This window comes from Pseudomonas sp. GM41(2012), assembly GCF_000282315.2.
In the GTDB taxonomy this organism is placed as follows: domain Bacteria; phylum Pseudomonadota; class Gammaproteobacteria; order Pseudomonadales; family Pseudomonadaceae; genus Aquipseudomonas.
Window position 1 is genome coordinate 295,701 of sequence record NZ_AKJN02000011.1, and the last position, 18,904, is coordinate 314,604.

Annotated in this window: 15 protein-coding genes; 6 read left to right on the top strand and 9 right to left on the bottom strand. The window is 59.9% G+C overall.

Features of this window, described 5'->3' with window-relative positions:
* Nucleotides 1-170 precede the first annotated feature (170 nt).
* Together PMI27_RS01555 and tadA are read left to right on the top strand one after the other, a co-directional pair.
* Nucleotides 171-1,547, top strand: a complete 1,377-nt coding sequence (locus PMI27_RS01555; RefSeq protein ID WP_008147803.1) for a multicopper oxidase family protein — start codon at nt 171-173, stop codon at nt 1,545-1,547.
* Nucleotides 1,547-2,044, top strand: a complete 498-nt coding sequence (tadA, locus tag PMI27_RS01550; protein ID WP_008147805.1) for a tRNA adenosine(34) deaminase TadA — start codon at nt 1,547-1,549, stop codon at nt 2,042-2,044. Before PMI27_RS01555 ends, tadA begins: the two co-directional genes overlap by 1 nt.
* Before the next feature lie 130 nt (nt 2,045-2,174).
* Here tadA and cmoB read toward each other — a convergent pair whose 3' ends face one another.
* From cmoB to PMI27_RS01515, 7 genes are all read right to left on the bottom strand, one after another.
* Nucleotides 2,175-3,131: a tRNA 5-methoxyuridine(34)/uridine 5-oxyacetic acid(34) synthase CmoB gene (cmoB, locus tag PMI27_RS01545; protein WP_008147806.1), complete on the bottom strand. Its 957-nt coding sequence runs from the start codon at nt 3,129-3,131 to the stop codon at nt 2,175-2,177.
* Nucleotides 3,128-3,907 carry a carboxy-S-adenosyl-L-methionine synthase CmoA gene (cmoA, locus tag PMI27_RS01540; RefSeq protein ID WP_008147808.1) on the bottom strand — a complete coding sequence of 260 codons (780 nt, stop codon included), beginning with the start codon at nt 3,905-3,907 and terminating at the stop codon, nt 3,128-3,130. Before cmoA ends, cmoB begins: the two co-directional genes overlap by 4 nt.
* 181 nt (nt 3,908-4,088) lie before the next feature.
* Nucleotides 4,089-4,724 (bottom strand): lysoplasmalogenase, encoded by a 636-nt coding sequence (locus PMI27_RS01535; protein ID WP_008147811.1) that lies wholly within the window; start codon nt 4,722-4,724, stop codon nt 4,089-4,091.
* 2 nt (nt 4,725-4,726) lie between these two features.
* Nucleotides 4,727-5,119 (bottom strand): protease inhibitor I42 family protein, encoded by a 393-nt coding sequence (locus PMI27_RS01530; protein ID WP_008147813.1) that lies wholly within the window; start codon nt 5,117-5,119, stop codon nt 4,727-4,729.
* Between the two features lie 189 nt (nt 5,120-5,308).
* The gene (lon, locus tag PMI27_RS01525) at nt 5,309-7,726 is read right to left on the bottom strand and encodes an endopeptidase La (RefSeq protein WP_008147815.1); all 2,418 of its coding nucleotides are present in this window, start codon (nt 7,724-7,726) and stop codon (nt 5,309-5,311) included.
* Nucleotides 7,727-8,518: 792 nt separating this feature from the next.
* On the bottom strand, nt 8,519-10,930 hold the full coding sequence (locus PMI27_RS01520) for a glucose/quinate/shikimate family membrane-bound PQQ-dependent dehydrogenase (protein WP_008147817.1): 2,412 nt from the start codon (nt 10,928-10,930) through the stop codon (nt 8,519-8,521).
* Nucleotides 10,931-11,158: 228 nt separating this feature from the next.
* Entirely contained in the window at nt 11,159-12,541 is a 1,383-nt protein-coding gene (locus PMI27_RS01515; protein ID WP_033053677.1) for a carbohydrate porin, read from the bottom strand.
* A gap of 402 nt (nt 12,542-12,943) precedes the next feature.
* Here PMI27_RS01515 and PMI27_RS01510 point away from each other — a divergent pair, with 402 nt between their 5' ends.
* Both PMI27_RS01510 and PMI27_RS01505 read left to right on the top strand, forming a co-directional pair.
* The gene (locus PMI27_RS01510; RefSeq protein ID WP_007903672.1) at nt 12,944-13,174 is read left to right on the top strand and encodes a VF530 family DNA-binding protein; all 231 of its coding nucleotides are present in this window, start codon (nt 12,944-12,946) and stop codon (nt 13,172-13,174) included.
* Nucleotides 13,175-13,176: 2 nt separating this feature from the next.
* Nucleotides 13,177-13,827 (top strand): Pr6Pr family membrane protein, encoded by a 651-nt coding sequence (locus PMI27_RS01505; RefSeq protein WP_008147833.1) that lies wholly within the window; start codon nt 13,177-13,179, stop codon nt 13,825-13,827.
* 89 nt (nt 13,828-13,916) lie between these two features.
* Here PMI27_RS01505 and PMI27_RS01500 read toward each other — a convergent pair whose 3' ends face one another.
* Together PMI27_RS01500 and PMI27_RS01495 are read right to left on the bottom strand one after the other, a co-directional pair.
* Nucleotides 13,917-14,702, bottom strand: a complete 786-nt coding sequence (locus tag PMI27_RS01500; protein ID WP_008147834.1) for a siderophore-interacting protein — start codon at nt 14,700-14,702, stop codon at nt 13,917-13,919.
* On the bottom strand, nt 14,699-15,280 hold the full coding sequence (locus PMI27_RS01495) for a PadR family transcriptional regulator (protein WP_008147835.1): 582 nt from the start codon (nt 15,278-15,280) through the stop codon (nt 14,699-14,701). The genes PMI27_RS01500 and PMI27_RS01495 overlap by 4 nt, the downstream gene beginning before the upstream one ends.
* A gap of 500 nt (nt 15,281-15,780) precedes the next feature.
* On the opposite strand from PMI27_RS01495, the gene PMI27_RS01490 reads away from it, so the two are divergent.
* Both PMI27_RS01490 and PMI27_RS01485 read left to right on the top strand, forming a co-directional pair.
* Nucleotides 15,781-16,272 (top strand): CS1 type fimbrial major subunit, encoded by a 492-nt coding sequence (locus tag PMI27_RS01490; protein WP_008147836.1) that lies wholly within the window; start codon nt 15,781-15,783, stop codon nt 16,270-16,272.
* A 106-nt stretch (nt 16,273-16,378) separates the two neighbouring features.
* Nucleotides 16,379-18,901 carry a CS1-pili formation C-terminal domain-containing protein gene (locus tag PMI27_RS01485; RefSeq protein ID WP_008147837.1) on the top strand — a complete coding sequence of 841 codons (2,523 nt, stop codon included), beginning with the start codon at nt 16,379-16,381 and terminating at the stop codon, nt 18,899-18,901.
* Nucleotides 18,902-18,904: the final 3 nt, after the last annotated feature.

Below are 18,904 nucleotides of genomic sequence, written 5' to 3' on the forward strand. Positions count from 1 at the left end.
TCGCAAGACACTTAGGTCAGTCCCCTCGCCCCTTGGGGAGAGGGTTAGGGTGAGGGGCGGCCTCTGCGGCCATCCGCCGCGTCACCCTTACTGTTTCTCAACCGCAGGTGTATCGTATTCGCCTTTTACAGGCCCCATGCCTGTCGCTGATACGTGAGGTAGTTGAGTTCATGTCCTTTACCCGTCGCCAAATTCTCGGTGGCCTGGCCGGTCTTGTTGTCGTTGGTGTCGGAGCGGGGGGCGCGTCGCGGTACTGGTTGGGCAAGATGGCCGACGCCGATGCGGGCCACGACTACGAGCTGATCGCCGCACCGCTGGACGTTGAACTGGTGCCCGGGCACAAGACCGAAGCCTGGGCGTTCGGCCCGTCGGCGCCGGGCACCGAGTTGCGAGTGCGTCAGGGCGAATGGCTGCGGGTGCGTTTCATCAACCACCTGCCGGTGGCCACCACCATTCACTGGCACGGCATCCGCCTGCCGCTGGAAATGGACGGCGTGCCATACGTCTCGCAGCTTCCAGTGTTGCCGGGCGAATACTTCGACTACAAATTCCGCGTGCCCGACGCCGGCAGCTACTGGTATCACCCGCATGTGAACAGCAGCGAAGAACTCGGTCGCGGGCTGGTCGGGCCGTTGATCATCGAAGAGCGCGAGCCCACCGGTTTCAAGTACGAAAGGACGTTGAGCCTCAAGAGCTGGCACGTCGATGAAGAGGGCGCTTTTGTCGCGTTCAGCATTCCTCGCGAAGCGGCCCGTGGTGGCACGGCCGGGCGCCTGTCGACCATTAACGGAGTCTCGCAAGCGGTGATCGAATTGCCTGCCGGGCAGATCACCCGGGTGCGCCTGCTCAATCTCGATAACACCCTGACCTACCGACTCAATATCCCTGGCGTCGAAGCGCAGATCTACGCGCTGGACGGCAACCCCATCGAACCGCGCCCATTGGGCAAGGAATACTGGCTCGGCCCGGGCATGCGCATTTGTCTGGCGATCAAGGCACCGCCGGCCGGTGAAGAACTGTCCCTGCGCAATGGCCCGGTACGCCTGGGCACGTTCCGTTCGGTGGCGAACGCCGATGCACCGACCCAGTGGCCACCCGCACTGCCCGCCAACCCGGTGGCCGAGCCGGACCTGGCCAATGCCGAGAAACTCAACTTCAATTTCGAATGGGTAGGCTCAGTGTCGGTGAACGTCGACAATGGCAAGCCGCCAAGCCTGTGGCAGATCAACGGCAAGGCCTGGGACATTACCGACAAGACTTGCGCCGACCGCCCGATTGCCAAGCTCGAGAAGGGCAAGAGCTACATTTTCGAATTGAAGAACATGACTCAGTATCAACACCCGATTCACCTGCACGGCATGAGCTTCAAGGTGATTTCGTCGAACCGGCACAAGGTTATTCCGTACTTCACGGACACCTATTTGCTGGGCAAGAACGAGCGAGCTCAAGTGGCGCTGGTGGCGGATAACCCAGGGATCTGGATGTTCCACTGCCATGTGATCGACCACATGGAAACCGGCCTGATGGCCGCTATCGAGGTGGCCTGATGCGTCAGATACGCCCGACAGCAATCATCGACCGCAGCCGTGATCGTGACTTCATGCGCGAAGCCCTGGCCCTGGCCGCCCAAGGCGCGGCGCTCGGTGAAGTGCCGGTGGGCGCGGTGCTGGTGCAGGACGGTGAAATCATCGGCCGGGGTTTCAACTGTCCGATCAGCGGCAACGACCCGAGTGCCCACGCCGAGATGGTCGCGATCCGCGCTGCCGCGTTGGCAGCCAGCAACTATCGTCTGCCCGGCAGCACGCTGTACGTGACGCTTGAACCGTGCAGCATGTGCGCCGGGCTGATCGTGCATTCGCGGATTGCTCGAGTGGTGTATGGAGCGCTGGAGCCGAAGGCCGGGATTGTGCAGAGTCAGGGGCAGTTTTTTACCCAGGGATTCTTGAATCACCGGGTGCTGTATGAAGGCGGGGTGTTGGCTGAGGAGTGCGGGGCGGTGCTGAGCGAGTTCTTCAAGGCCCGAAGAGCCAAACCAGCAGAATAAACACCGAATTACTGTGGGAGTGAGCCTGCTCGCGATAGCGGACTAACATCCAACATTTTCGTTGGCTGAAAGGTCCTCATCGCGAGCAGGCTCGCTCCCACAGGTTTATGTGGTGTTTGGGCGATTGGGTTTATTTGCGGGCCACGATGACGGCGCGCATCGGTGCCGGCAGCCCTTCAATCGTCTTGCTGTGATCTTGCGGGTCAAGGAAATCGCTCAGCGACTGATACTTCATCCACTCCGTCCCGCGCTGTTCCTCGACCGTCGTCACGCTCACGTCCACACAGCGAACATCGGTGAACCCGGCCCGGCGCAGCCACAGCTCCAGCGCCGGCACCGACGGCAGGAACCACACGTTACGCATCTGCGCATAACGGTCTTCCGGTACCAGCACCTGCTGCTGATCGCCTTCAATCACCAGCGTCTCCAGCACCAATTCGCCGCCCTTGACCAGGCAATCCTTCAGCGCCAGCAAATGCTCGATCGGCGAGCGGCGGTGATAGAACACCCCCATGGAAAACACCGTGTCGAAGCCTTCCATGTTCGGCGGCAGGTCTTCGAACGGGAACGGCAGGTGCCAGGCATTGGGTTCGGACAGGTAGCGCTGTACCGCCTGGAACTGGCAGAAGAACAGCCAGTTCGGGTCAACACCAATCACGCTATCGGCCCCGGCACCGAGCATGCGCCACATGTAATAGCCGTTGCCGCAGCCGACATCGAGGATGCGTTTTCCCTTCAGATCCAGATGCGGTGCAACCCGCGACCACTTCCAGTCCGAACGCCATTCAGTATCGACGTGCACACCAAACAAATCGAATGGCCCTTTGCGCCACGGCGACAAGCCCATCAGCGCGGTGCGCATTTGCGCACGGGTTTCGTCGTCGCAATCGGTGTCCAGCGTCAGACCATTCAGTAAATCGACGACCCTCGGCTGAATCTTCGGCAAGGCGTCCAGTGCACTCTGCCAGCGCTCCAGGTCGCCATGACCCTTTTCCATTTTCTTGTCGAGTTGCGCCTGCAGGGTGTTCGCCCAGTCGGCCAGCGGAGTACCGGCCAGACGGCGGGCGAGGGGAGAGAGATCAATCATGGCAAGGCAATCAACGAGGCAAAGTTAAGACACTGGAACCACGGCACGACTTTCGAGAACCCGGCGGCCAATAGGCGCTCGCGGTGTTCTTCGAGGCTGTCGGGCTTCATGACGTTTTCGATGGCGCTGCGTTTCTGGGCGATTTCCAGTTCGCTGTAGCCGTTGGCGCGTTTGAACGCGACATGCAAGTCAGTGAGCAGCGCATGTTCTTCGGGGTCGTTGAAGCGCAGCTTCTCCGACAGAATCAGCGCGCCCCCGGGCAACAGCGATTGGTGGATACGCGAGAGTAATGCGGTGCGCTGCTCCGGGGCGATGAATTGCAGGGTGAAGTTCAGCGCCACCACCGAGGCTGGCTGGAATTCGAGGGCAAGGATGTCGCCTTCGATCACTTCCACCGGCAGCAACTCCTGGAACATCGAGTCTTGACCGTTGAGGTATTCGCGGCAGCGTTCGACCATCGCCGCCGAGTTATCCACAGCGATGACGCGGCAGCCGTCAGTGCGTACGTGTCGGCGCAGCGCCTGAGTCACGGCGCCCAAGGACGAGCCGAGGTCGTAGAGCACGCTGTTGGGCTGGGCGAACTGCGCGGCGAGCACGCCAAGGTTCTCAACGATGGTCGGATAACCCGGCACCGAGCGCTTGATCATGTCCGGGAACACCCGCACCACGTCCTCGTTAAAGGCGAAGTCAGGCACCTGGGCCAAAGGCTGGGCGAAAAGGCGATCGGATTCTTTGCTCACGGTGGTTCCAGCGGCATAGGTGGAAAAGGCCGGCATTTTAGCCAAATTGACGGGGGGATGCGCGGGTTGTCTGATAAACGCCGGGCAGGATCCGAGGTTTGCGTGTTCAGTGAGACTGCTTTCGCGAGCAGGCTCGCTCCCACAGTAGTTCTGCGTCGGACACAAGAAGTGCGTTTAACACTAATCAAATGTGGGAGCGAGCCTGCTCGCGAAGGGTTCAGTGCGGTTTTGCGCCGAACGCCGACGCCGCAATCCCCCATTGCCCCAACCAATAGCTGAGGATGATCACGTAAGGCGCGGCATGAAACGGCGCGACGAATCGATTGATGCCAATCACGCTGTCCGAAAACACAAACGCCACCGCACCTGCGGCCGCCAGCAGCGCCGAGCGTTTGGGCACGTCAGTGCCGAGCCGGGCCAGCGCCCGCCAAAGCATGGCGCTGATGGCCAGACCGTAGACGATCACCGGGATCAGCAGCGGACCCAGCCCATTGGAAATCAAGATCCCCAACAACACCGCGCCGACGCCCAACGCGATGATCAGCGGTAACAGCGCCAACCGCCGGCAATCACTCAAGTAGGCCTTTAGATACGCCAAGTGGGCGACCAAAAACGCCCCAAGACCAAACACAAACAAATCCCCCGGCCATGCCAGCAGCACATCGCCGACCAGAGAGAAAATCAATCCAAGGCTGATCCAGCGCCGATATTCGCTGGGCGGTGCGTCATGCAACCAACCGAGCAGTGCCAATACCGGCAGCGGTTTGACCAGCAGGCAGAGCAACGCCGCATGCACACTGACGCCGTAGAGGAACGTCACCGCGCCCATCAGCGCCAGAATCAGCCAGCCCACGATCAGTTAACCGAGATTGCGCAGTCGAACGTTTCCACTGCCGGTACTTCCGGTGCCCATGGCTGTGAGTACGTCAGGCGCAAACGGCCAGTGCCCGCGGCGAAGGACTGGAAGCGCCAGGTCGAGAGGCCGGCGCTGCCGACGATCCCCCCATCTTGCGGATTGCTGTAGACCTCGGGGCTGAGCGCGCGCAATACGCCACCGGCCGAATCCTGGATCGCCCAGCGGTAACCCGTGGTCGGGTTGCTTGGCAGGGTCAGGATCAGGTTTTGCCCGCTGTGCAGTTGCACTGGGCATTCGCTTTGTTTTTCCACGGTCACGTTCTGTTTCGGTTGCGTGGCGCACGCGGCCAGCAAGGAGAGGGCGAGGGGGACAAACAGGCGAGTGGGGGACATAAGGTCAGTGGCTCCGGCATTCACGACGAACGGCGAGCATAACTGAAGATGAGACAAAGTGTGACGGCACAGAAGGAGATGTGTTGTAAGTGCCGACGCCATCGCAGGCAAGCCTTGCTCCTACGGATTGTGCCGTCCGTAGGAGCAAGGCTTGCCCGCGATGGCGGTGGTGCAGGCGCTAGATGATTATCAGAACAATATCTTCGCCACATCCGCAAAGCGCTTGGCAAAGTGCACGGTAATCCCTTCCTTCAGATAGTCCGGCAATTCTTCAAAGCTGCCGCGATTAGGCTCCGGCAGGATCAATTCAAAGATCTTCTGCCGCCGCGCCGCAATCACCTTCTCGCGCACGCCGCCAATCGGCAGGACATGCCCGGTCAGTGTCAGTTCGCCGGTCATGGCGATGCCTTTTTTCGGCGCCTGGTTTCGGGCGAGCGAAAGCAGGGCGCTGGCCATGGTCACGCCGGCGCTTGGGCCGTCTTTCGGGGTGGCGCCTTCCGGGACGTGCAGGTGAACGAAGGCTTCGTCGAAGAACTTCGGATCACCGCCGAACGACTTCAGATTGGAGCTGACGTAGCTGTAGGCGATTTCCGCCGACTCCTTCATCACATCGCCCAGTTGCCCGGTAAGTTTGAAGCCACGGTTCAAGGTGTGAATGCGCGTGGCTTCGATCGGCAAGGTCGCGCCGCCCATGCTGGTCCAGGCCAGGCCCGTGATCACGCCAGTCCCCGACAGCACTTGTTCATTACGGAACACCGGATGGCCGAGTGAGGCTTCCAGGTCTTTCGGCCCGAGTTTGATCACCGCTTTCGGCTCGTCGATCAGTTTCACCACGGCTTTGCGCACCAGTTTGCCCAGTTGTTTTTCCAACTGTCGCACCCCGGCTTCGCGAGCGTAGCCATCGATCAACGACTTCAATGCGCTGTCGCTGATCGACAGGCTGCCTTTGGACACACCGGCCTTCTCAAGCTGTTTCGGCCACAGGTGACGTTTGGCGATGGCGATTTTTTCTTCGGTGATGTAACCCGACAGGCGAATCACTTCCATCCGGTCCAGCAACGGGCCGGGGATCGAGTCCAGGGTGTTGGCGGTGCAGATGAACAGCACTTTCGACAGGTCCAGACGCAAATCCAGATAGTGATCGAGGAATTCGACGTTCTGTTCCGGGTCGAGGGTTTCCAGCAGCGCCGAGGCCGGGTCGCCCTGGTAGCTCTGGCCCATCTTGTCGATCTCGTCGAGCATGATCACCGGGTTCATCACTTCGACGTCTTTCAACGCATGGACGAGTTTGCCCGGCTGCGCGCCGATGTAGGTGCGGCGATGGCCCTTGATCTCGGCTTCGTCGCGCATGCCGCCGAGGCTGAAGCGGTAGAACGGCCGGCCGAGGGATTCGGCGATGGATTTGCCGACACTGGTTTTACCTACGCCCGGCGGGCCGACCAGCAGCACAATGGAGCCGCTGATCTCGCCTTTGTAGGCGCCGACCGCGAGGAACTCGAGGATGCGGTCCTTGATGTCGTCGAGGCCGGCATGGTGTTTGTCCAACACCTTTCGTGCATGCTTGAGGTCGAGTTTGTCCTCGCCGTACACGCCCCACGGCACCGAGGTCGCCCAGTCGAGGTAGTTGCGGGTGACCGCATACTCCGGCGAACCGGTCTCGAGGATCGAGAGTTTGTTCATTTCCTCTTCGACGCGTTTTTGCGCCTGAGCTGGCAACACCTTGCCTTCCAGGCGCTGTTCGAACTGCTCGATGTCAGCGCTGCGGTCGTCCTTGGTCAGGCCCAGCTCTTGCTGGATGACCTTGAGTTGTTCCTTGAGGAAGAACTCGCGCTGATGCTCGCCGATCTTGCGGTTAACTTCGGCGGAAATCTCTTTTTGCAGGCGTGCGACTTCGACTTCCTTGCGCAGCATCGGCAGGACTTTTTCCATGCGTTTGAGCATGGGCACGCAGTCGAGCACTTCTTGCAGCTCGCTGCCGGTGGCCGAGGTCAGGGCGGCGGCGAAGTCGGTCAGCGGCGACGGATCGTTGGGGCTGAAGCGGTTGAGGTAGTTCTTCAGCTCTTCGCTGTACAGCGGGTTGAGCGGCAGCAGTTCCTTGATCGCGTTGATCAGCGCCATACCGTAGGCCTTGACCTCGTCGGTCGGCTCGGTGGGCTGGTGCGGGTATTCGACTTCCACCAGGTACGGCGGGCGATGGTGTTTGAGCCAGGTGCGGATGCGCACGCGAGTCAGGCCTTGGGCGACGAATTGCAGTTTGCCGTTTTCGCGACTGGCGTGATGCACCTTGACCAGGGTGCCGTAGAGCGGCAGGGCGGAGGTGTCGAAATGGCGCGGGTCTTCCTGGGGCGTGTCCATGTAGAACAGGGCCAGGGAGTGGTGATCGGATTTGCTTACCAGGTCCAGCGTTTCAGCCCACGGTTCTTCATTGACGATGACCGGCAGCACTTGGGCCGGGAAGAACGGGCGGTTGTGGATCGGGATGATGTAGACCTTGTCCGGCAGGTTCTGGCCTGGCAGGGCGAGGCCTTTGCCGGTGGAGTGGTGTTCGGCGCTCTCTGGGTCGGCGTAGTCGCTCGGGTCTTCGGGGAATTCTTGCTGGTCGGTCATGGGGCACCTGCGCAATAGGGTATGGGTCTTAGATGGGGCAGGTGGGGGGTGGTTTCAATGGCTCGGGATATTTCTGGGTGTGTGTTCAGGGTTTTGACAGGTGTGTTTGACTTGGCGGCCTTTGGGCCGACCATGTTGCTGTTGGTTGTGTACATATCCGTTTCTGCGGTAACGGCGGCTTAGGGTTTCGCCCTTACGGCGAGTCCCTTTGGCAAACGCCGGAGTGCCGGCCCAGCCCAAAGGAACCAAAGGTCTCGCCCCGAGCGTCCGGCCCCTCGCTTAGGCTCGGCGTTCCTTCGTTCCGGTATCCATCTGGGGGCATCGCCTCCGGTCGGCTTCGCTTCGACCTCCTCTCGATGTGTTCGACTGCGTCGAACGGCGCTGCGCGCCTGTCCCCCAGATGAACACCTCCACTCAGCCTCCCGAGGGGGCGGGTGGATCAAGATCAAGAGCTGCAGGCGAGCTAACGCTCGGCCTGTTGAGTGGTGAGAAGCGAAAGGCGTACGCAGGTTTGCTTTTGCTTGCTTTTGCTTTGTAGGAGCAAAGCTTGCTCGCGATGGCGGCCTGACAGCCGACCATTACTCGCAGGTGTACACCATTCCCCTGTGGGACGGGCTTGCTCGCGAATGCGGTGTGTCAGGCAAATCAAATGGTGGATGATAAATAGCCTTCGCGAGCAGGCTCGCTTGTATGTTTTGACTTGAAGGGGTGGGCGGAGATGGTATTCCAATCGCCCACAAAAAAAGGCGACCCCCTCACAGGAGTCGCCTTTCCTTTAACCGCCGCTAAAACCTACTCGGACAGTTTGTACGCAATCACATAGTCACCCTGCTTGGTGCCCAGCGATCCGTGACCGCCAGCAACGACAAGCACGTATTGCTTGCCGTCCTTGCCGGTGTAGGTCATCGGTGTGGTTTGCGCGCCTGCTGGCAGGCGGCCTTCCCACAGCTGTTTGCCGTTTTTCACGTCGTAGGCGCGCAGGTACTGGTCGAGGGTGCCGCTCAGGAAGGCCACGCCACCGGCAGTGGTGAAGGTGCCGCCCAGGCTAGGCACGCCCATGCTCAGTGGGATCGGAACCGGTGAGCTGTCGCGCACGGTGCCGTTTTTGTGTTTCCAGATGATTTTGCTGGTGGTCAGGTCGACCGCTGTCACGTAACCCCAGGCCGGTGCCTGGCACGGCAGGCCCAGTGGCGAGAGCAGAGGTTCGAGGATGACGCCGTATGGCGCGCCTTTGTTCGGCTGTACGCCTTCGGTTTCGCTTTTACGCGGGCCTTGGGCAGCGATTTCGGCGGCCGGGATCATTTTCGATTTGAACGCCATGTAGTCCGGGTTCATGAAAGCAATCTGACGCACCGGGTCAACCGAGATACCGCCCCAGTCGAACACGCCGAAGTTGCCTGGATACACGATCGAACCTTGCAGCGATGGCGGCGTGAACGGGCCGTCGTAGCGCATGGATTTGAAGTCGATCCGGCAGATCAGTTGGTCGAACGGCGTCACGCCCCACATGTCGCGTTCTTTCAGCGGCGGCGGCATCAGGTTCAGGTCGGATTTCGGTTGGGTTGGCGAAGTGTGATCACCTTCGACAGCGCCTTGTGGCACCGGCACTTCGTTGATCGGCACGATCGCTTTACCGGTGCTGCGGTCCAGCACGTAGATGCTGCCTTGCTTGGTGGACGCGAGTACCGCTGGCTTCACGCCGTCAGCGGTTTTCAGGTCCATCAGGGTTGGCTGGCCGCCGACGTCCATGTCCCACAGGTCATGGTGGGTGAACTGGAAGTGCCAGCGCACTTTACCGGTGGCGATGTCGAGGGCGGTCAGGCCGGCGGCGTGCAATTCCGATTCAGGGGTGCGCGCACCACCGAACTGGTCCGGGGTCTGGTTGCCCATCGGCAGGTAAAGCATGCCGAGTTTTTCGTCGACCGAGAACATGGACCACATGTTCGGCGAGTTGCGGGTGTAGATCTTGCCTTCGGCAATCGGCGTGGTGTCGTCCGGGTTGCCGCTGTCCCAGTTCCACACCAGTTTGCCGGTGTGCACGTCGAACGCGCGGATCACGCCGCTAGGCTCGTCGGTGGAGACGTTGTCGGTGACGTGGCCGCCAATCACCACCAGGTCTTTAGTGACCGCTGGAGGTGAGGTGGAGTAGTAACCGCCCGCGGTGAAGCCGCCGATGTTGGCGCGCAGATCAACCTGGCCCTTGTCGCCGAAGTCTTCGCACATCTTGCCGGTGTCGGCGTCGAGGGCGATCAGACGGGTGTCGGCAGTCGGCAGGAAGATCCGGCGAGGGCAGACGCTGCTGACCGGCGCAGGGTTGGCGGTGCCGGTCGGGCTTTGTTCGGACGCATAAACGGCGTCATCGTGATAGGTCACGCCACGGCAGGTCATGTGTGCCCAACCCTTGAAGTTCGCCGCGTTTTGCGTGGAGAGCTTCGGATCGAAACGCCAGATTTCCTTGCCGGTGTCCGGGTCCAGCGCGATCACCTGGCTGTGCGGCGTGCAGACGTAGAGCATGCCGTTGACTTTCAGCGGGGTGTTTTCGGCCGTGGTTTCACCCGGGTCGTTCGGCCCTGGCAGGTCTCCGGTGCGGAAGGTCCAGGCCGGAACGAGTTTGTTCGCGTTCTGCGGGGTGATCTGGGTCAGTGGCGAGTAACGATCGCCATGGGCGCTGCGGCCGTAGGAGTTCCAGTCACCGTCGGGCATGGCCGGGGCGGTGTTGGTCATGCCCGGCACGCTGTCGCGGTCCAGTTGGCCTTTGATTTCACCCGGATTGGTGAACAGGCTGGCCAGCGCGGCGATACCCGCGATGACCACGGCAGCGCTCAGTACACCGGTGCCGACCGGATTGAACTCACCGCTGCGCAACGGGCGACGAAACCACGGCAGCAGCATGACGATACCGAGGGTAAAGAGCAGCGCCAGACGTGGCACCAGTTGCCACCAGTCCAGGCCGACTTCCCCCAGTGCCCAGACCGTACTGGCGAACAACACCACGGCGTACATACTCAGCGCGGCATAACGGTCGGCAAGCAACAGCACGCCGGTCAGCGCCAGGCCGATACCGGCCAGCAGGTAATACAGCGAGCCGCCGAGCATGCTCAGCTTGATCCCCCCGGCCAGCATGGCCAGGCCCATTAGCAGAAGCAGGATACCGAGCAGGCTCGGCAGTAGACGGCTTCGACTCAAAGCACCATCAGTGCTCATAGTGTGGTTCTCCGTGACGTTTTAAGTAGTCCCGCGCAAGTTCACTGTAGATGATGATCCGGTGCGGGCTGGGTTCAGATAAAAACTGTGTGGTTGATGCAACCCTTGTAGGAGCAAAGCTTGGTCCGGGCGGCGTTCCGACGATGACGGAGTGTCAGTTGACATTGATGCTGCATGACACACCGCCATCGCGAGCAAGCTCTGCTCCTACAGGGTTTGTGGTGTTGGTTAAAAGGACGACTGGATCTTGATCCCGCCAATCAGCGCGTCATCGACCTGGTCCACGCCACCGGGGTGGCGGATGTATTGCAGGTTCGGGCGCACGGTCAGCCAGTTCGTGACGTGCACGCCGTAATAGAGTTCGGCGCTGTATTCGGTGTCCTGCGGTGGCAGGAAGGACGGGTCGTTGTAGTCGAACACGGCGCGGGCCTGATTGGTCGCCTCGGCGTTCTTGCGATAGGCCGGGTTGACGTGGACGCGAGCCAGGGCGAAACCGATGTCGTCCCTGGCGCGTGCATCGAACAAGCCTTTGTAGACGACGCCTGCCTGGACATAGTTGTCGATGGCGTTGGTCTTCTTGTCGTGCATCGTGCCGTTGGCGAACACGCTCAGGCCGCGGGAGTTGTCGCTGGCGCGGCTGGTCAATTGCTGCTGCACACCGAGCCACACGCCGTGTTTGCTCGACGCGCTGCGGTAAGCCTCGCCACTCAGGGCGGCCGGCTGACCGTTGCTGTCCTTGTAAGCGTCGGTGGCGTTAGCGCTGCTGTAGTAATAACCGGCGCGGTATTCACCCGGCAGGCCATTGAGCTTCGGCGACCAGACCAGTTCCACCGGCAGGATCGCCCCCTGGGTGCCACTGCCGCTGAGCTTGAAACCATTGTCGCGATCAAGGTTCGACGGGTTCTGCTCATAGGCACCAATCTGTGCATAGAGCTCAGGCGTCAGGTGATATTTGACCCGCATCGCCCATTGGCTGACCGGCCAGTTGTACCAGATGCCACCGACCCAGTTGCCGACCTGCGAGCCGCAGAACGCGAGGTTCTGGAAGTCGCAGGGGAAGCTGTTGAAGTCTTCGCCTTCGCCGAAGCGGCCGACCTTGATGTCGAGCTTCTGATCGAAGAACTTCTGCTGATACCACATCTGCGTCAGGCGCCAGGTCTGGCCACGGCCCCAGACTTCCTGAGCCGAGGTGAACCCGCCCACGCGCGGATCATTGATGCGGTCGTTGCTGATGTTGTTGCCGTTGCGCTCGGTGATGGTCAGCTGAAACTCGGCGTCATCCCAGCCCAGAATCTTCTGCAGGTCCAGGTGCGTGCCGAGGCCAAACTGGTCGCTGTAGCGAGCGGTGCGGTCATGGTCGTAGCCGCCGTGCAGATTGCTGCCCATTTCGCCGGTGTAATCGACTTTGAAGTCGTAGCCTTTTTCCGAAAGTTCGGTGCGCGTGCCGTTCCAGTCGCCGAGCATCCACGGCGACTCACTATCGAAAGCCGGAGTGGCCTGGGTGCAAGTGGCGAGGCCCAACGCGGTGAATCCACCGATCAGGTTCAGGGCTTTTCGACGAGCAATAGGGGTGCAGACAGCGCTGTCTCGCGGAGTTGGAAAGTCGGGCATAAAGTAGAAATTCTTGATCTTTTTCTGGGGGAGGAACTGAACGCAACGAGATGGATCGGGCAGTGAAGCGTTTCAGCTTAAGGGCGGCAGGATAATGATCTGTTACAAAGAGAGAAAGCGCTTTTCTTGACATGCAGCGTTTCGGATTTGGTAACAGTGCATTAACCGGCAAAAAAAATGCACAACCTGTAGGAGCAAAGCTTGCTCGCGATGGCGCCAGCTCAATCCAACATCTATGTTGACTGGCAAGACGCCATCGCGAGCAAGCTTTGCTCCTACAGGGTTCTTCTTGCTCCTACAAATCGCTGTCGTTGGCCTACAGTTAACTGAGTCCTTCCCCCCATCGAAGCCCTCGGCTAAGGTGCGCGGCTTCTTTATTCTTTCTTCGCGCAAAGGCCCGGCATGACCGAACAGAACAACAACCCGCTGCACGGCGTGACGCTGGAGCAAATCCTCAACGCCCTGGTTGAACACTACGAATGGTCGGGGCTGGCCGAGCGCATCGATATCCGCTGTTTCAAGAGTGATCCGAGCATCAAGTCGAGCCTGACTTTTCTGCGCAAAACCCCGTGGGCGCGGGAGAAGGTCGAGCGCTTGTACGTGAAGTTGATGCGCACCAAGCGTCCGCTCTGAGCATGGTCAACCCACCGACGCCAGGTTCTGCCGCGAGGCGTCGTGTTGTCGCCGTGGCTGCAGTGCTTGGCTGGGCGGGACTGAGCATTCAGCTGTACCTGATTTTCTACTCACGCTGGACGCTGGCGGCCAGCCTGCTCGGTGGGCTGGTCAGCTTCTTCAGCTATTTCACCGTGCTGAGCAATACGCTGGTGGCGACCGTGCTGACGTGTGAGCTGACGTCCCGCGAGTCGGCCGCGCGACGCTGGTTTTTGCAACCGTGGGTGAGTAGCGGCATTGCCGTGAGCATCGCCGTGGTCGGCCTGGGGTACAACGTGTTGTTACGCCATTTATGGCACCCGCAAGGCTGGCAATGGCTGGCCGATGAGCTGATGCATGACGTCATGCCGCTGCTGTTTCTGGCGTATTGGTGGTGCTGTGTGCCGAAAGGCACGTTAAGACTGCGGCATATCGCTGCGTGGGTGATCTATCCCGTGGTGTACTTCGCGTATTCGTTGTGGCGCGGACATCTGCTGGCGGTTTATCCCTATCCGTTCATTGATGTCGAGAAGCTGGGTTATCCACAGGTGTTCATGAATGCCGGGGGGCTGCTATTGGGTTTTGTGGCGATAGCGTTGTTGGTGGTTGGGCTGGATAGACATCGTCGCCAGTAAGATCGCCAGGATCGCAGCCTGCGGCAGCTCCTACAATGGATCGTCGTACACCCTGTAGGAGCTGCCGCAGGCTGCGATCTTTTAAGGTTTCACTCGTCGTCGCTGTCATCCGCCCGCCAGTAGCCGACCGCTTTGACGAACTGCTCGTTCAGCCCATGCTCATCCAGCAACACTCGGCGTATCTGCCGCGACATTTTGGTTTCAGTCGCAACCCACGCATACAAATTGCCACTCGGCACTTGCAGCTGCTTCACCGTCTTCAGCAAGTTGTTCTTTCCGCCCTCGCGCAAGACCCAGATCACATTCACCTGCGCGGCGCTTTCCAGCCTCTGTTGCTCAGCACCGTTCTCCACTTCGATGACCACCAGCGCCCGACGATTGGCCGCCAAACCTTCCAGCCGCCGAGCGATCGCGGGCAGGGCGGTCTCGTCACCGATCAGCAAATAGCTGTCGAAGATGTCCGGCACGACCATCGAGCCTCGTGGCCCGCCGATGTGCAGGAATTGGCCGGGCTTGGCTTGCTCGGCCCAGGTCGAGGCAGGGCCGTCGCCGTGCAGCACGAAATCGATGTCCAATTCCAGCGTGTCGAGGTCGTAACGACGCGGCGTGTAGTCGCGCATCGCCGGCATCGGCTGGTCGGTTTTACCGGCACCCAGCACCAGGGTTTCCAGGGCGGCTTGCTCCGCCGCGTTTTGTGGAAACAGCAGTTTGACGTGGTCGTCCGTGCCGAGGCTGACGAAGCCCGCCAATTCCGGTCCACCCAGCGTGATGCGGCGCATGCGCGGCGTCAGGTCGACCACCCGCAACACTTCCAGACGACGGCGTTTGATCTCGTGGCTGACACGGTGGATGGTTTGCACGATCACTTCAGTCATTCGGCTTGCTCCTGAACGGGTTGAACGACAGGGCCATCAACGATGGCTTTGGCGGTGTTGTTAAGCAGGTCGCGCACCCGCAGGATTTCTTCAGGGCTCCAGCGGCCGTGATGCATCTGCAAGGCATGACGCAAGTTGTGCACGGCCTCGTGAATCTCGGCGGGGCGGTCATGGCCACGCAATGAGCGCTTGCTGACGTCGATGCGCATCCGCACGCCGTCCAGTGCAATCGCCTGATCGCTTAACGACAGACGTCCGGCATCAGTGATGGTGTAGCGTTTTTTCCCGCCCTCGGCGTCGCCCAGGATCATCTCGCTTTCTTCAAGGAAGGTCAGGGTCGGGTAGATCACACCGGGGCTGGGGCTGTAGGCGCCGTCGAACATGCTTTCGATCTGGCGGATCAGGTCATAGCCGTGGCACGGCTGCTCGGCGATCAGCGCCAGCAGCAGCAGTTTCAAATCGCCGGGGGCAAAGACCCGCGGGCCGCGTCCACCGCGTTCGCGGCCGGGGCCTGGGCGTTTTTCGAAGCCGTCGCGGGCGTCACCGTGTTCGCGGTGGGGGGAATGATGGTCTCTCATTTTGCTTTTCTCTCGTCGTGTTTAGATACAACTTAAGATATATCTTAGGTGTCGAGCAAGGCTGACTGACCAGCGGCAGACATAACCGCCACTGAAAATGGCGCTTTCACCCCCTCGCGAATGGCTATAAAGATAGGTGGAAAATCTGAAATTAGTGTTAACTCTCTAAACAGTCGACTTACGCCTTTATTTATTGATGGTGTAATAACGCTCCTACAGAAGTTGCTGTGTCATTGTCGGCCTGAAACAGTTGAGGCATGGCTTTATGTAGTCTGCTTCTTACAGTCGGGCATTTGTTTTATCGATATTCCCGTATTTTTCCTTCTGGGGTCGTGGCTGTTTGGCTACGAGCTTTAGGGAACTTGCCTGCTTACTTTGCAGAAGAATTGCTTGATCATTCTTCGGCGTTGAAAGTTCGGATGAACACAAATTGCTCGTGACGGTTTGTTGTTCTTTATGAACTTTCAATGGGTCGATAATTTTATAAAGACAGGTACTGAATGATGTTCAAGAAATTCGCAATTGCCGCTCCACTGGCTGTTCTGGCTCTGAGTTCTTCCGCCGTATTCGCCGCGGGTGAAGCTCGTCATTCCATCAGCCTGATTGCCCACGTACCGACAAACGGGTTCTATGTTGTCCCGGTCGATCCGGATCTGGTCAACAAGGACCAGGACATGAGCTTCAGGCCTTCTACCGGCACCATGGGTGAGGTCAATGGCTTCTTCGATGTGCGCAACAACAACGGTTCGGTGCACGCCAGCCTTGAAAGCGTGCCAAGGCTGATTGCGGGTGCGAGCACGATCAACCTGCAAGTGGCGCTCAACAATGTAGTCCTCACCACGACTCCGCAAATTGTGGTTGGCGAGACTGAATCGAACGTCAACTATCGGGCGCCACTCAACATCAAGGCGGTGGGTTCCACCTTTGCGCCGGGTGATTACACCGGGGCCGTCACCATGATGTTCGACGCTGTGCCTCCCGTTGCTCGTTGAACTTGACCCAGCGTTAAGCGCTTACTTGCTTAAGTAACGTGACCGGCCGGCAAGCCTTCAAGTTGTCGGTCGGGATTCAATTTCTTTGTAATGAGAGTATCCGTTCATGTTCCCGATGACGCCCATCGCGGCGGCGCTTGCGCTGCTGTTATGTAGCAGTGCATTTGCGGCGCCTACTTCTATTGATAATACGCCCAGAAGTTTGCTGGCCCAGGCCAAAGGCTTGCCGGCGGATTTCGAGGAGCATTTTTTCGATGTCCCCTTGGCGGTTCGGATTGAACTGGATCAACAGCCATTGGGCGAAGCGATGATTGTGTTGTCTCGTGATGACCGAGTCACCTTGCTCGACTTCACCGACACCAGCGACAGCCGCTTCGGCGCCAGTGAACGTGAGGTTTGGGCCGACATCCTGAAACCCGGCGTGACACTTGGCTCCTGCACGGGCCAATGCCCGGAGCAAATGCTGGCCGTTCATTACAACCTCGAAAGCTCACTGCTCTCGATCGTCACGCAAAACGCCGAACGCGACCGTGAAGCCAAACGTTTCTACGAACAACCCGAAGGCGGCAGCAGCGGCCTGATGGTGCGCAATCAGCTCAACCTCAACGGTGGCCAGGATCAGGATCTGGGAGGGCGTTTCGGCCTCGAAGCCAGTGGCAGCCTGGGCAACTGGAGCCAGACCTTCAACATGCAACTGGCACGTCTGGGCGGGCCGGATGACAAGACCTACCACGCGGTGCATGAGCTCTACACCCAGCGCGAACTGCAAGGCAGTTTTTTTCGACTGGGTTACTTCACCCCCAATTCCGAAGGGCTGACACGTCAGCCCCGTTCGTTCGGCACCAGCCCAGACACCGCCGTCGGCGTGATGTACGGCAGTTCCGACAGCCTGGCGATCGACAGTCCGAAACCCAGTGTCTACCCGATCTACATCACCGCCAATCGCCAGGCCTCGGTAGAGATTTTTCGCGATGGCCTGCTGATCAACACCCAGTCGGTGCCTGCCGGGTTGCAGACCCTCGACACCCGGCCGTTACCCGGCGGTATTTACGAGGTGGAAGTGCGTCTGATCGAGGACGGCCAGACCACTTCGACCACCCAGGAGTTGGTGTACAAGCCCAACAACTGGCGCAATCTCGATGAGCGCTGGCGCTACAACCTGTTTGCCGGGCAAGAAAGCAAGTTGCTCAGCAATTGGGATCAGCAAGCCAGCGGTGACGCCACGGCGGGAGCCTCGATCAACTATCTGCTGCACCCGCGGGTGATCCTTGGGCTGTCGGCACGTCAAGTGCGTGAAAAGTTGCAATATGGCAGCTCTATAGATTGGAGCCTGGCCGATAGCACCAGCCTTTACGCCAACCTGTACCAGACCGAAGACCATGGCACCGGCGCCGATCTGCAAGGCCTCTACAACTATGGTTCCGGCAGCCTGGTGATCAGCCACAACCGCAGCTGGCTCGACACCCGCAACACCTATGACACGTTGCCCGACGGCACTCGTGTGCGCCAACGCAACGTGTTCACCGGCCAGACCAGCAACTCGTCGCTGGCGCTCAACCATCGGGTCAGCCGCAAGGATTCGCTGAATGCGCGGGTGTTCCACAGCGAGGGCAACGTCGAAGGTGTGGGCGTGGATCTGGGGTGGACGCAACGTACTATGGTGCTTGGCAGTGATGCCAACTGGCGACTGTCGCTGTTCGATCGTCCGGGCAGCTTCAGCAGCGGCGATGCGCGTAATCGCGGGGTCGATCTAAGCATCAACATGGCGCTGGGCGGACCAGGTCAGCAAGTCTCCGGCAGCATCGGCTCACGTACGGCCCGTGACGGCAGCCGTGACACCAACGCGTCACTCGGTTACCGCAAAGACCTGCAAGACCATGTGCTGCAGAGCGTCTCGGTAACCGCGCTCACCGACACCTACGGCGTCGGCTTGTCGAGCCTGACGAACTTTCGCACCGATGCGATCAATGGCGACGGTTTTCTTCAGCGTTCCTCGTTCAACGGCAATTTCACTGGCGGTCTAAACCTCGACAGCACGGTGGTCGTTGGTGGCCAGCATATAGCCCTGACCAGCCAGCATCAGGGGCGCGGCGCCGGGATGATTGTCGACATCGAGTCCGATATCGATGGCATCGCCCTGCGCGCCGACGACCTGAGTGGCGGCAGCGTGGCGTTGCGCCCGGGGCGCAATTTCATCCCGTTGACGGCGTACAAGAACAGCTCGGTGAGCTTCGATTTCGAAGGCAACCATGTGCCGGCTGCGAGCATCGAACCGTCCCGTACCCGCTATCACCTGAACAAGGGCGGCGTGGAATATCGCCAGGTGCGGGTGATGAAAACCCTGACCGTGCTCGGGCGCTTGCTCGACGCACAAGGACAGCCGCTCAAGGGGCATCACGTGATCAACCATGCCAGCCGTGGGGTGACTGAAGTCGACGGGTTTTTCTCGATGGAAATGAACGCCGGTTCACCGACCCTGGAGGTGCGTCACGCCACTCAATTGCTGTGCCAGTTCCGCCTCGATGCCGATCGGCATCGCAGTGAAAACAACGTGTTGATGATCGGTGACCTGCAGTGCACGCCGGATACGTTGGCCGATGCCAGCGCCTCTGACCAGAAGGCAGGTTGAAAC

What these genes read in the sequence shown, in the direction of transcription:
- PMI27_RS01555 (WP_008147803.1), top strand. Translation starts at nt 171, where the DNA reads ATGTCCTTTACCCGTCGCCAAATTCTCGGTGGCCTGGCCGGTCTTGTT.
- cmoA (WP_008147808.1), bottom strand. Translation starts at nt 3,907, where the DNA reads ATGCCGGCCTTTTCCACCTATGCCGCTGGAACCACCGTGAGCAAAGAA.
- lon (WP_008147815.1), bottom strand. Translation starts at nt 7,726, where the DNA reads ATGACCGACCAGCAAGAATTCCCCGAAGACCCGAGCGACTACGCCGAC.
- PMI27_RS01495 (WP_008147835.1), bottom strand. Translation starts at nt 15,280, where the DNA reads ATGAGAGACCATCATTCCCCCCACCGCGAACACGGTGACGCCCGCGAC.
- PMI27_RS01485 (WP_008147837.1), top strand. Translation starts at nt 16,379, where the DNA reads ATGTTCCCGATGACGCCCATCGCGGCGGCGCTTGCGCTGCTGTTATGT.
- PMI27_RS01505 (WP_008147833.1), top strand. Translation starts at nt 13,177, where the DNA reads ATGGTCAACCCACCGACGCCAGGTTCTGCCGCGAGGCGTCGTGTTGTC.
- cmoB (WP_008147806.1), bottom strand. Translation starts at nt 3,131, where the DNA reads ATGATTGATCTCTCTCCCCTCGCCCGCCGTCTGGCCGGTACTCCGCTG.
- PMI27_RS01530 (WP_008147813.1), bottom strand. Translation starts at nt 5,119, where the DNA reads ATGTCCCCCACTCGCCTGTTTGTCCCCCTCGCCCTCTCCTTGCTGGCC.
- PMI27_RS01500 (WP_008147834.1), bottom strand. Translation starts at nt 14,702, where the DNA reads ATGACTGAAGTGATCGTGCAAACCATCCACCGTGTCAGCCACGAGATC.
- PMI27_RS01515 (WP_033053677.1), bottom strand. Translation starts at nt 12,541, where the DNA reads ATGCCCGACTTTCCAACTCCGCGAGACAGCGCTGTCTGCACCCCTATT.
- PMI27_RS01510 (WP_007903672.1), top strand. Translation starts at nt 12,944, where the DNA reads ATGACCGAACAGAACAACAACCCGCTGCACGGCGTGACGCTGGAGCAA.
- PMI27_RS01520 (WP_008147817.1), bottom strand. Translation starts at nt 10,930, where the DNA reads ATGAGCACTGATGGTGCTTTGAGTCGAAGCCGTCTACTGCCGAGCCTG.
- PMI27_RS01490 (WP_008147836.1), top strand. Translation starts at nt 15,781, where the DNA reads ATGATGTTCAAGAAATTCGCAATTGCCGCTCCACTGGCTGTTCTGGCT.
- tadA (WP_008147805.1), top strand. Translation starts at nt 1,547, where the DNA reads ATGCGTCAGATACGCCCGACAGCAATCATCGACCGCAGCCGTGATCGT.